The 13,180-nt window shown below is 50.1% G+C and carries 9 protein-coding genes; 2 read left to right on the top strand and 7 right to left on the bottom strand.

All coding sequences use genetic code 11. The features are described 5' to 3' along the window. Positions 1-8: 8 nt before the first annotated feature. Positions 9-1,313, bottom strand: coding sequence for a cytosine permease (locus O1Q74_RS11805; RefSeq protein ID WP_271873355.1), 1,305 nt, complete (start codon positions 1,311-1,313; stop codon positions 9-11). Between the two features lie 273 nt (positions 1,314-1,586). Between O1Q74_RS11805 and O1Q74_RS11810 the strand changes: the two genes are divergently transcribed. Further along, positions 1,587-2,528: a LysR family transcriptional regulator gene (locus O1Q74_RS11810; RefSeq protein WP_271873357.1), complete on the top strand. Its 942-nt coding sequence runs from the start codon at positions 1,587-1,589 to the stop codon at positions 2,526-2,528. Here the strand turns inward: O1Q74_RS11810 and O1Q74_RS11815 are convergent. Continuing rightward, on the bottom strand, positions 2,514-3,668 hold the full coding sequence (locus O1Q74_RS11815; RefSeq protein ID WP_271873359.1) for an MFS transporter: 1,155 nt from the start codon (positions 3,666-3,668) through the stop codon (positions 2,514-2,516). The genes O1Q74_RS11810 and O1Q74_RS11815 overlap by 15 nt on opposite strands. 342 nt (positions 3,669-4,010) lie before the next feature. Between O1Q74_RS11815 and O1Q74_RS11820 the strand changes: the two genes are divergently transcribed. Beyond that, positions 4,011-5,374 (top strand): IS3 family transposase gene (locus O1Q74_RS11820; protein ID WP_271873361.1). Its coding sequence is split into 2 segments (ribosomal slippage): positions 4,011-4,488 and positions 4,488-5,374, totalling 1,365 coding nucleotides; the frame shifts between segments, so codons are not numbered across the junction. A gap of 63 nt (positions 5,375-5,437) precedes the next feature. Here the strand turns inward: O1Q74_RS11820 and serS are convergent. The 5 genes from serS to lrp all read right to left on the bottom strand — a co-directional run bounded on the left by serS (position 5,438) and on the right by lrp (position 13,155). Further along, complete coding sequence (gene serS / locus O1Q74_RS11825) at positions 5,438-6,733, bottom strand: serine--tRNA ligase (RefSeq protein ID WP_271873363.1); 1,296 nt, start codon at positions 6,731-6,733, stop codon at positions 5,438-5,440. A 103-nt stretch (positions 6,734-6,836) separates the two neighbouring features. Next, positions 6,837-8,180, bottom strand: a complete 1,344-nt coding sequence (locus O1Q74_RS11830; RefSeq protein WP_271878898.1) for a replication-associated recombination protein A — start codon at positions 8,178-8,180, stop codon at positions 6,837-6,839. 7 nt (positions 8,181-8,187) lie between these two features. After that, on the bottom strand, positions 8,188-8,799 hold the full coding sequence (gene lolA / locus O1Q74_RS11835) for an outer membrane lipoprotein chaperone LolA (RefSeq protein WP_271873365.1): 612 nt from the start codon (positions 8,797-8,799) through the stop codon (positions 8,188-8,190). Positions 8,800-9,081: 282 nt separating this feature from the next. After that, positions 9,082-12,546 (bottom strand): DNA translocase FtsK 4TM domain-containing protein, encoded by a 3,465-nt coding sequence (locus O1Q74_RS11840; RefSeq protein ID WP_271873367.1) that lies wholly within the window; start codon positions 12,544-12,546, stop codon positions 9,082-9,084. 114 nt (positions 12,547-12,660) lie between these two features. Further along, complete coding sequence (gene lrp / locus O1Q74_RS11845; protein ID WP_010277211.1) at positions 12,661-13,155, bottom strand: leucine-responsive transcriptional regulator Lrp; 495 nt, start codon at positions 13,153-13,155, stop codon at positions 12,661-12,663. Positions 13,156-13,180: the final 25 nt, after the last annotated feature.

The raw sequence follows: 13,180 nt of genomic DNA on the forward strand, positions 1-13,180 counted from the left end.
TAACACGTTTAATCTGCCAATTTAGGGAAAAATTTATGTATACCGATATAAACCGCCATACTCACCATTACGCCATCCAGAGCAGAGATCGAGCTTATCGTAAATAAGTCAAAAAAATCAGGGGAGGTTAATAGGCTCACAATACTACCGAGAAACCAAGATATAGCCGCCGCAACATTCAAGAATGAAGCCTCTGATATACTTTCCTGCAAACGTGAAGATTTAATAAAATAATATTCGACGAGATAAACACCCGCGATAGGGGAAATCAGGACACCAAGCAGTGACAAGAATTGAGTAAAATTATTAATCATACCGTTGTAAGCTAACAGCAACCCGGCAATAGCCATTAGTACAACCAATACTGGTCGCGATAGCGCTCGAATAACAACGGATAGGCCCAGTGATGCAGAAACAAGGTTGGTACTATTGGTTGTCCATTGGGCAAAAATAAGCACCACAATAGCAGACATACCCAAACCAATACTGAAAAAGACCTCAACTAAATCTTCTGTCCCGACCAGATGAGTCAGAGTGAGTGCCACTACTATCGTTGAGCTATTACCCAAAAAGAACCCCAATCCTGCACCGAGAAGCGCGTCTTTACGCGTTTTTGCATAGCGCGCAATATCCGGTGACATCACGGCAGAGACTATCCAGATAGAAACAACATAAGAGATCGCGCTTCCTATACTAATTGGCGCTTTAATTATTGGAAGAGGTATTTCAGGGTGGGTATTCGCTGCTAAAATCAGGCCTGTAATGATCAATACCAGCATTAATGGCACGCTGAATACACTCAGTTTGCCTAATGCCCTGACACCCCAGATAGCAGTAGAGGTCATCAGCACCATACCGAAAACTAAAATAAGAAAACGATCTGGTTCAAATTGATAATGGAGGAGCGCCTTTTGCAGCATCACACCAAAAAAATCCAGTTGAAAAGCAAACCACCCAATCAATGATACCGCAGAGAAAATACCGATGATCTTTCCACCAAGACGCCCAAAAACGGAAATACTGAGTAGCGTTGTTGATAGCCCACAGCCATAACCGACGTTAGCACATAATGCTGCCAACACGCCTAAAAAAGCAGAACCAATAAGCGTGGCACTAACAGCCTGAGAAAAAGGCAACCCACCGCTTAAGAAAGCACCAAGAAATAGACCTGAGATGTCAATTCCCATTGCCAACCATATTAACGCGATAACATACCAGCTTTTTCTAGCTTCAGTCGGTACAGATTCGTATTCGTAATCATAGATTTGCCGTCCCTGTTGTTCTTTTTCAGGTACAGCTTTCCCTTGAGTCATATTCCCTCCATTAAATAAGCGGCAAATAATTATTGTATCGTTGTGATATTTTATAGAGGTTGCCTGACGGCGTATAGAACAATGGTGTCGTCAGCAAGCTAACAACACCATTGTGCTTATGAGAGACCCTGATGTGACGCATAAAACCACACTTTTCGTGGCAACCACATCAGCGATGTGGTGTGGCAACACCATAAATGGGTTTCATATCGATTAATACAGATATATTTTGATGTTAACATTCAGATATGTAATGTATGCGAAGGAAATGCTATGCGCTTAGATAAACTGGAGATCCGCTGGTTAAAACTTTTTTGTAAAATCGTTGAAAAACAAGGAATTACTAACGCACAAGATACAACAGGCTTGAGCCAACCCGTACTGAGCCACTACCTGTCTCGCCTTGAGGATACGCTCGGGTTAGTCCTGTGCGAACGTGGACGCGGGGGTTTTGCCCTGACAACCGAAGGGGAAGTGGTCTATCAGGAAGCTAAATCTGTCATTGCTACGTTGGACGATTTTGCTAATCGATTGGCAAGTATAAAACATCAACTTATTGGTAAAGCTCGGATTGGTTGTCTGGATAATACCGTCACTCACCCAGATAAAGTGATTTCTAATGCTATTGGAAAATTGTATGAGCAGAGCCCTGACGTTGCTGTTGAACTAGAAATTGGCGATTACACACCGCTCATGGAGCGTCTAAAAAATGGTCACATAGACATTATCCTGAGCGTTTTGCCGGACGATGTTCCAACAGAAATCTATTTTCAACCTGTTTTCGTTGAAAATAGTTATTTTTATTCTGTTTCAGAAAATGCAGCGAGGATAAAAAAAGAGTGGCAGGACGGAACACTTAACCCCAATAGATTACTCATTGGTGGTCATGCACTACACGAAATTAGCAAACAGCTAGGGCCAGTGGCAAAGAAAGGTCTGCAAAATACAGCCTGGAATTTGGAAAGTAGCTTGCTGCTTTTATTAGCTGGGACGCATGTTGGCTTTCTTCCCGATCACTACGCAGAAAAATGGGTTGAGAAAGGACAACTTACCGCGATTGCACCAGAGAAACTGGAGCTAACCAGCATATTTTATCTGGTGCGAAACGCAAAACAGCGCCTTAGCCCGGTGGCTGAAGCGCTGTGGAATAACATGGTCGAAGCAGGACAAAGCTCGTTGGCCAGTCTCGATACCGCTAGCTCAAGCAGCAGCTAACGGAGTTGGATGATGATCGGCTTTTCTGAGCAACATCATCAGGTAGAGCATGGCAACAGCAGCAATCAGTACAAACAGCAAGCGATCGGAGTAGCTCTGCATCAATACCGCAGCAACGCTTGGCCCGCAAAGACTGCCAAGCGTGTAGCTGAGGAGCAAGGCCTGATTCATCGCGACCAGCTCATCAGGGCGTACTTTTTCGCATGCCCACGACATGGCAACGGGGTACAGCGTAAACCCTGCGCATCCCAGCAGGAACAGCGACGGCGCCATGGCATAGTGACTGAGGCTTAACATGGCAATACAGCCAATAATGACAACAAAGACCAATACCCGCAGAACTAATAGCCGCCCATATCGATCGGCCATACGTCCAATAGGCCATTGACCGATAATCCCAGAGCTAATCAGCAGTGCCATCCAGTATCCAACCTGCGCATCATTCATTCCCTGATGAGAAAGATACAGCGGCATCAGGCCATACAGCGATCCTAAAATTGCGCCGGAAATAATACAGCCATGTACGCCTAAACGCGCACTGCGATACGTCAACATTTTCCACAGACTAACAGACTTTTCTTGCTGTTCTGGCGGCGTAGGAAGACGAGTAAACAACAGTGGTAATACTGCCAAAATAACTAGTGCGACCATCCACGGCAGCACGTTCAGCAATGCTGTCGGCAATACGCCAAGCAGGAGCTGTCCAATCACGCTACCGAGGTAATAGGCAATCATATACGCAGCCAGCAGTTGCCCTCGTTGCGTCGGCGTTCCGCTACACAACAAGGCGCTTTCAACCACGACCCAGATTAATGCACAGCCGATCCCAGCAAGAAAGCGCCAGAATAGCCAACTGCCAATATCCGTAGAAATACCGAGACCAGCAATCGCGATGCCAAATAATAAAGCGGCGAAATAATAGCTGCGGTTAAACCCATAAAGTTTGATTAATTTACCGGCGACTAGCGTTCCAACCAGATTGCCGCCGAAATAGGATGAGCCAACGAGGCCAACCTGCCAGACGGGAAGAGATTGATAACTCAGCCAAAGTGGTACCAAAGTATTTAATACCGCGATACAAACTGTCAGCAGCAAGAGTCCGCAGAGCAATAGCAGCACTGGGCGGGAATAAGCAGACATAGCGAAGTGGATAACCAAACAACCGGAGAAGAGTGAGCGCATCATGCCACTGCGTATATAAAAGTCAATCCGGGCAAAAAGTGCTAAAAGTCCTTTCTCAAAAGATGGATTGAAAGAATTCATCAACGCATACAAGGATGCGTTACACTTGAAAACAGGAGCAATCTATTTCACTGATTTTAAATCATTTTTAGCTTTAAAATTCAGTCAAACAGGTTGTTTAAAACAAAGAAGCTATTTTTACGATGAAAAAATATTACCGAGCGCCAGGCGTAAAAAAAGCGCCTCTAATGGACTGCACCCCAAAAGTTGGACACCCAACTGAGTAAGGTGCAGTTTTTTATGGCAAAGCCAAAATATTCCCTCGAAACCAGATTAGCTGTAGTTAATCACTACCTCGCCGGAAAAGATGGAACACATCGTACAGCTGAACGCTTTGGTGTTGAGAGAACATCAGTGCGACGCTGGGTAAGAGCCTGGCAACTCCATGGTATTGATGGCATTACCTGGAAAAATGACCGCCATTCTCCGGCGTTCCGGATGACTGTTGTCCAGACTGTTCTCAATGAAGAACTTTCGATGCGTGAAGCTGCCGCACGGTTTAATATCTCAACTGAAACCGTTGTCCGGCACTGGGTGAATGTATACAAAGACGCAGGTGAGAAAGGACTTCTGAGCATAAAACCAGGCCGGAGCAAGGACATGACAAAACCCAAAAAAACACCTCCACTTACCGATGCTGCACTGGAAAAGTTATCTCCCGAAGAACTGCGGGCTGAACTTCGTTACCTGCGCGCAGAGAATGCCTATCTAAAAAAGCTGAAGGCCTTAGTTCAAAGCGAGAAAAGCGGCAGAAAGCCGGAATAATCAGTGAGCTAAGGCTGGAGTATGCGCTCGGTGATCTTCTGCGTGCAGCGGGTATGTCCCGTAGTACGTGGTATCACAATATGAATGCGCTGAAGCGAGTGGACAGGCATGCCGGGCTGAAAGATAAAATCAGAGAGATTTACCACTATCACAAAGGGCGTTATGGCTACCGCAGGATCACACTCTCACTGAGAAAACAGGGGTTGTTGGTAAACCATAAAACTGTGCAGAGACTGATGGCGGAGCTGTCACTCCGCTCTCTGATAAGGGTGAAGAAATATCGTGCCTGGAAAGGGGAAATGGGCAAGGCTGCGCCCAATATCCTGAGCCGGAACTTCAGTGCATCGAAAGCCAACGAAAAATGGGTCACGGATGTTACAGAGTTCTCGGTGCAGGGTAAAAAGCTGTACCTGTCGCCGGTTCTCGATCTGTTTAACCGGGAGATTATCTCCTACAGCCTGTCGGAAAGGCCGGTGATGGAGATGGTTAATACGATGCTGCACGATGCGTTCTCAGCGCTCGGACCGGAGGATACACCGCTGCTGCACACGGATCAGGGCTGGCAATACCGAATGGCAGGCTATCAGGCAAAGTTAAAGGCACAGGGTATGACGCAAAGCATGTCACGCAAGGGAAACTGCCTGGATAACGCGGTGATGGAGAACTTCTTCGGCACACTGAAATCGGAGTGTTTTTACCTGAACAGGTTCAGCGATCTGAATGAACTGAGGAAGGCGATAGAGGACTATATCCATTACTATAACAACGAGCGGATCAGCCTGAAATTAAAAGGCCTGAGTCCGGTAGAATACCGAACCCGGGCCCTGATAGCCGCTTAACATGAACTGTCCAACTTTATGGGGTCAGTCCATAAACGGGCGCTTTTTTCAGGTCATCAGCGATTAGCCAATAAATTCCAGCCCGCCCATGTACGGACGCAGCACTTCAGGAATTTCAATACGGCCATCAGCCTGCTGGTAATTTTCCAGAACAGCCACCAGAGTACGACCGACTGCCAGACCAGAACCGTTCAGCGTGTGAACCAGACGGGTCTTCTTGTCGGACTTGCTACGGCAGCGAGCCTGCATACGGCGCGCCTGGAAATCCCACATGTTTGAGCAAGAGGAGATTTCACGGTACGTATCCTGCGCCGGTAGCCAGACTTCCAAATCGTAAGTTTTGGTGGAGCCAAAACCCATATCACCTGTGCACAGCAAGACCTTACGATACGGTAATTTCAGCAGTTGCAGAACCGTTTCGGCGTGGGTCGTCAATTCTTCCAGCGCCTGCATAGAATCTTCAGGCCGGACGATTTGTACCAGTTCAACCTTGTCAAACTGGTGCATACGAATCAACCCACGCGTATCACGACCATACGAACCTGCTTCAGAACGGAAGCAAGGCGTGTGAGCGGTCATCTTCAACGGCAAGGATTCTTCGTCAAGAATCTCGTCACGCACCAGATTGGTCAACGGAACTTCAGCCGTCGGAATCAGCGCATAGTTGCTGTTTTCCGCCTCTTCGCTCAACGGCCGGGTATGGAACAGATCTTCGCCAAATTTAGGCAACTGACCAGTACCGTATAACGTGGCGTGGTTAACCAGATAAGGCACATAGGTTTCCTGATAGCCATGCTGTTGCGTATGCAAATCCAGCATGAACTGGGCAAGCGCACGATGCAGACGAGCAATTTGTCCTTTCATCACAACAAAACGCGCACCGGTCAATTTCACCGCCGCGGCAAAATCCAGCCCGGCAGCCATCTCGCCGAGTTCAACATGATCGCGCACCGGGAAATCATACTTACGTGGCTCACCCCAGCGAGTCACTTCCTGGTTCTCTGAGTCATCCTTGCCAAGCGGCACGGCATCGTCAGGCAGATTTGGGATCGTTAACGCCAGATCGCGAATTTCATTCTGCAACTGATCCAGTTCGGCTTTCGCGGCATCCAGTTTTTCGCCTAATGTGTTGACTTCACGACGCAAAGGCTCGATATCTTCACCGCGTGCTTTCGCTGCACCAATCTCTTTCGATCGGGAGTTACGCTCTGCCTGCAGGCTTTCCGTTTCTACCTGCAATACTTTACGACGTTCTTCCTGCTTACGCAGGGTCTCAACATCCAGCTTAAAGCCTCTGCGAGCCAGTAACTTTTCGGCGACTGCGTCTAGCTCATTACGCAGTAAATTGGGATCGAGCATGCTAATCCTGTGCTTATGATTATCAAATGAAATGATGTCGTACACGGCGCGCTACGCGGCCGGTTTCAGAAAATACCTCAATAACCTTACCGCAACGCTTAGTTCAACGGTAGCGTTTTGTCGGGCTATTTTGATCCTGAGCGGCAAGCCAGGCGAGCTTTTCACCAATTTTGCCCTCAAGGCCGCGCGACGTCGGCGTGTAATAGTGCGTATCCGCCATTTCCTGTGGAAAGTAGATCTCGCCGGCCGCATAGGCATTGGATTCATTGTGTGCGTATCGATACTCTGCCCCGAGCCCCATTTCTTTCATCAATCGGGTCGGCGCGTTACGCAAGTGTTCCGGAACATCATAGTCTGGCTTCTCGCGCGCATCCTGCATCGCCGCTTTAAACGCGCTATACACGGCGTTACTTTTAGGGGCACAGGCCAGATAAACAATCGCCTGGGCGATGGCGCGCTCCCCTTCTGCGGGGCCAACGCGGGTGAAGCAATCCCAGGCGGAGATAGCCACCTGCATCCCACGCGGGTCGGCGTTACCGACATCTTCCGATGCAATCGCCAACAGTCGTCGGGCAACATACAGCGGATCGCCACCGGCGGTGATGATTCTCGCGTACCAATAAAGCGCCGCATCCGGCGAGGAACCTCTTACCGATTTATGCAACGCCGAAATTAGGTCGTAATAACGGTCGCCTTTGTTATCAAAGCGAGCACTACGCTCACCAGCGATTTCGTTGAGGAGTGCCGGCGTTAGAACACGCATGCCCTGCACGTCGATTTCCGCCATGTCGGCCATCATTTCCAGACTATTCAGCGCGCGTCTGGCATCGCCGTTGACCAATTCAGCCAGCATCCGTGCGGTGTCAGCAGGCAAGACGATATTCTGTCCGCCGTATCCTCGCTCGCTGTCGCTCATCGCCTGCTGCAAGACCTGCTCGATATCTTCCGCCGTCAGCGCTTTTAGCAAATAGACGCGGGCGCGAGATAACAAAGCGGAATTGAGTTCGAAAGAAGGATTTTCCGTTGTCGCCCCAATGAAGGTGATCGTTCCGTCTTCAATATGTGGCAGAAACGCATCCTGCTGACTTTTGTTGAAGCGATGGACTTCATCGACAAACAAAATAGTGCGACGCCCGGCATTGCGGTTTTGCCGGGCACGCTCAATCGCTTCACGAATCTCTTTAATCCCTGACGTCACGGCAGAAATGCGTTCTACATCAGCCTGCCCGTAATGCCCAATCAATTCTGCCAGCGTGGTTTTTCCCGTTCCTGGCGGCCCCCAGAGAATCATGGAGTGCAATTGCCCTGCCTCGATTGCCCGTGGCAAAGGCTTACCCGCACCTAACAGGTGCTGTTGGCCAATATACTGCGCCAACGTCGCTGGCCGCATACGCGCGGCCAGGGGTTGGAATTCGTTGTGGGAAAAATCAAGGGACAGGTTGCTCACTCTGGCCTCACTGACGCTGGTCATCCAGCGTGACGCCTTTCGGCGGTGTGAACGTGAATTTCGCGGCATCAACAGCGGCATTTTGCTGGTTCTTCAGCACATAAGCGCTCCGCTGCCCATCCTGTTCCGTCGCGGTAAACTGCTTGATTGTGCCGTTGGTCGTCACATTAATCGCGAACTGTTTCAGATTGCCACTCGCGGATTTCGGCGTAAGCTCAAAATCATCGCCTTTCTGGCGCACATCGTATTTACTCCAGTCGCTGGCATCGTTACGCGTAATCAGAATGAACGGCGTATTTCCTGTTGCATCCTTCAGCCAGGTTGCCGTGACTTGCTCCACAAACGGATTGTAGAACCAGAGCGTTTTTCCGTCAGAAATCAGCGTACTTTCATCAGGTGATGTGGTTTTCCAGTTAAATAAGTTAGGCCGCTTCAACCACAGTTCACCTTCCCCTTCCTGCACGGCTGCGCCGTCGGCACTGGTGACTTTCTGGCTAAAATTTGCATGGAAACTGTTTACTTTATTGAGGCGACCCTGCAAATCTTTTGCCGCGTCCGCATAGACAGCGGTTGAGGTCACACCGGCAATCAGGCAACTGATAGCTAACCACTTTTTCATACGCATAATCCTTTGAATTTCCTGATATAACAACCTTCACATAATGAGGTCAGGTACCTTGCACGAGACCAATGTGATTTGTGGATCGGTGTTATTTGTCGAACTACGTTATCTGTAGATCTATGTTATTTGTAGATCTATGTTATTTGTAGATCTATGTTATCTGAACCCACTCGGGCGGTGATAGGTGAATTATCTGCTTATCACCGCTTTTACGCTTCTTTGCATAAGGGCTGCACGCGCAGCCCTTATAGTGGAGTGAGGTCAATCAATACAACGTGCTCATTCCATGGATGGCGGAGCCAATACCTCGCGATTGCCATTGTGCCCAGGGGAGCTGACGATGCCCTGCGCTTCCATTTGCTCAACGATTCGCGCGGCGCGGTTATAGCCGATTCGGAACTGGCGCTGTACACCGGAAATGGATGCACGGCGCTTATCGACCACAAACTCTACTGCCTGATCGAACAGAGGATCGAGTTCTTCATCGCCATCAAGGCCGAGGCTTCCACCTTCACCATCATCGCCACCACTGACAATATTATCGATATATTGAGGACGCCCACGCGCTTTCCAGTCCTGAACGACGGCGTGAACCTCCTCGTCACGGACAAAAGCGCCATGAACACGGACAGGTATCGAGGAGTTCGGGGCCATATACAGCATATCCCCCATCCCCAATAGCGACTCTGCGCCGCCTTGATCGAGGATAGTCCGTGAGTCAATTTTGCTGGACACAGTAAACGCGATACGCGTCGGAATATTTGCCTTGATCAATCCGGTGATCACATCAACGGAAGGACGCTGCGTCGCCAGTACCAGGTGAATACCCGCAGCACGGGCTTTTTGCGCCAGTCGGGCAATCAGTTCTTCAACTTTCTTGCCCACCGCCATCATCAGGTCAGCAAATTCATCGACCATCACCACAATATACGGCAGTTTTTCCAGCACTGGCGGCGTCATGTCCATACTGTCACCCGGCTTCCAGAACGGATCGGGGATCGGGCGTCCCATCGCATTTGCCATCATCACCCGTTCGTTGTATCCCGCCAGATTACGCACGCCAAGCGCCGACATCATCTTATAGCGGCGTTCCATTTCACCGACACACCAGCGCAACGCATTTGCCGCATCCTTCATATCGGTCACGACTTCCGTCAACAAATGTGGAATACCTTCGTACACCGAGAGCTCCAGCATTTTCGGGTCAATCATGATAAAGCGTACGTCTTCCGGCGTCGCTTTATACAACATACTGATGATCATGGCGTTGACGCCGACCGATTTACCCGACCCCGTCGTACCCGCAACCAGCAGGTGCGGCATTTTCGCTAAATCGGCAACGACAGGCTCGCCTGCAATATCTTTACCCAGCACAATCGACAGCGGTGATGGATTATCCCGGAACTGATCGCAGTCCAATACTTCGCGCAGATAAACCGTCTGACGATGCGCGTTCGGCAATTCCAGCCCGACATACGGTTTGCCCGGAATGACCTCAACAATACGCACCGCGACGACTGACAGAGAACGCGCCAAATCGCGCGACAGATTCGAGATACGCGCCGCTTTAACACCCGGCGCCAGATCCAATTCAAACCGCGTGATCACCGGGCCTGGAGAATGATCGACCACATCTGCTTTTACCCGGAAATCAGCCAAACGCGCTTCGATCAGTCGCGCCGTCTGTTCCAACGCGAAATTATCAACAGGCGCTTCGCTGGCCGGTGGCGGAGTCAACAAATCCAACGTTGGCAGCGGCGTAGTTGGCTTCTGCAGCGGTTGTTCATTGCGCATCAGGAACGGGTGAATCAAGCCATCCATTGCCGGATGATGCGTTGGTGCTGCCACAGTTTCCTGTTTCGCGACCTCAACAGGCGCTGGCGTTGGTTGCGCTGGCTGACCAAACGTCAACGGGTTACGCTCATCAGCGTCGTCGTTATCCTCACCAGCGTGCATCGGTGGAAGATCGGGTTCGGCACGATAAGACGGCTGTGTATACGTCGGCTCACTAAACGCAGGCGGCTCAGGTTCACGATTATTCTCCGCGCTAAACGGCGAGAATGAAAAAGCGTTATGCGATGCCACAGGCGTCGGCTGAACAGGTTCACTGACCGCAGGCGATGCTGTCGGAGCAGGCCTCTCCTCATCGTACTGTGGTGCATTAGCATCATAGCGGGACTGTTGCTGTGCAGCGAAATCCCTGGCGAGCTGCGCTTGCAGAAGCGCGTCTTCATCCTCTTCCTGTGACGGATATTCCTCACCGTAACGCTCGCGCTGCTGATTCAGGTACTCCTGCTGTAGCGCGACTTCCTGACGGGCAATCTCATCAGGTGTTTCTTCCTGATAGATGTCGTTCGTCAATTCCGTTTCCGCACTCTTATTCTGCGCCTGTAGCCTTGCTTGCTCTTCGGCCAGCCGCTGCGACGGCAGTTTGATTCCGTATGACGCCAATTCGCGACGAGTAGGAATACGCACCGGATTAGGGCGCGGCAGTTCCGGTCCAACGCCGCGTTTAATCTGCGGGTTGTCATCCTCATCGGCGCTGAACGCCGGCATAAAGGTATTGTTCGCGTTGAAATCTGCATCACGTGTAGGCAATGGCGCTTCAGCAAAGGGCTGAACCACTGGTGCTGTTACGATCGGCGGTACGGCACTCTCTCCGTAACTATTCCCGTAAGGTGCATACGCACTGCTATGAAGTTCAGGCGACGTCGCAATCTCTGGCATCGCTGCTGGCGTTTCAGGGATTTCAAACGAATACAGCGGCGGATTCAGCGATGATGTCTTATCGATCGTTGATGGGGCAACAGGTGGCACAATAGCAGACGATGCATCAGGCAACGCAGAATCAGACGCGGCCAGTTCAGGGAATGTTGACGCTTCTGCGGAGAAGCTCGCTGGTGTAGTGGTCGACGCATTTTCGGCTGAAGAGGATAGTGATGCTTCCATCTTATTGTCTGCCGCAATGTCGTTTGCTGCATCAGCCACAGAAGGCGCAGAAAACAGCACATCATCGTCATCGCGCGGTTGCGTTACCGCCTCGTCCGCCGCTTCATCGTGGCGCAAGTTAAGCACGTTGCGTTCATCTTCTTCACGGTCGTTTTCTTCGCGGTAGTCTTCATCGCGACGTGAACGGTTTGACATAAATGTCAGGCAGCCCAAGACACCGGCACCAATTTTTTCAGCGATCGTTAACCATGACCAACCGGTAAACAGCGTTAACCCAGCGCCCCACACGCACAGCAGAATCAACGTCGCGCCCATGCTGTTAAAACGCGGGATCATTGAGCTGCTCAACAGGCTTCCCAACACACCACCGGAAGCAAAATAGTAGAGATCGTCAATATTCAACGCAGCCAGACCACACGAGGTCAGGATCAGCGCCAATGTCCCAATCAGGCGAAGTGAAAAGGTAAAGTAGTCGATAGACTGGTGGTTATCACGCTGGCGGAAAGCAGCCCAGCACAGGGATAACATAATCGGCGGAATGGCATAGGCCAGCACACCAAAAATAAAGAACAGCGTATCCGCCAGCCATGCGCCTGCTACACCACCAAGGTTGTGAATCGGTTCGTGCCATGCCGTCTGTGACCAACTGGGATCGGAGGGGCTGAAACTGAGTAGTGCGACACTGAGATAAACCGCCAAAAGTGCCACAACGATTAAAATCGCTTCAAGCAAGCGACGTGTTCCACTGAGTTTTTTCAGGGTAACGTCTTTATCTTCTGTATATTCCTGGCTCAAGAGTCTCTCCAGGGGCCTGTAAGGTTTATGACAAAGCGCCGAGAAAACCCGGCGCTGGGACTGTATAAATTCACAGGAGTGTAGCTGAATTTATCGGGTTTTGCACCCACACGTTTATCGCGTCTTAATAACCAGACGGTTGCTTTGCTTCACTTCTTCCATCACCACATAAGTACGGGTGTCGTTTACGCCCGGCAAACGCAGCAGCGTTTCACCCAGGAGCTTACGGTAAGCAGACATATCCGGCACGCGCGTTTTCAACAGGTAGTCAAAATCACCAGAAACCAGATGACATTCCTGAATTTCTTCCAGCTTCTGCACCGCAGCATTAAACTGTTCAAACACATCAGGCGCGCCGCGGTTTAGCGTTATTTCAACAAAAACCAGCAGTGACGCATCCAGATAATGCGGGTTTAGCAGCGCTGTGTAGCCGTTAATGAACCCCTGTCTTTCCAGACGACGCACGCGTTCCAGACAAGGTGTTGGCGACAGCCCAACACGTTTGGACAGCTCGACATTGGAAATACGCCCATCTTTTTGCAATTCGTTCAGGATGTTACGATCAATACGATCGAGATCTTTTCCTGGCCGTTTTTTAGTGTCTACCATTATTATTGTCTCTCTTCACTTTTCC

It is taken from the genome of Pectobacterium sp. A5351 (genome assembly GCF_028335745.1).
Lineage (GTDB): Bacteria > Pseudomonadota > Gammaproteobacteria > Enterobacterales > Enterobacteriaceae > Pectobacterium.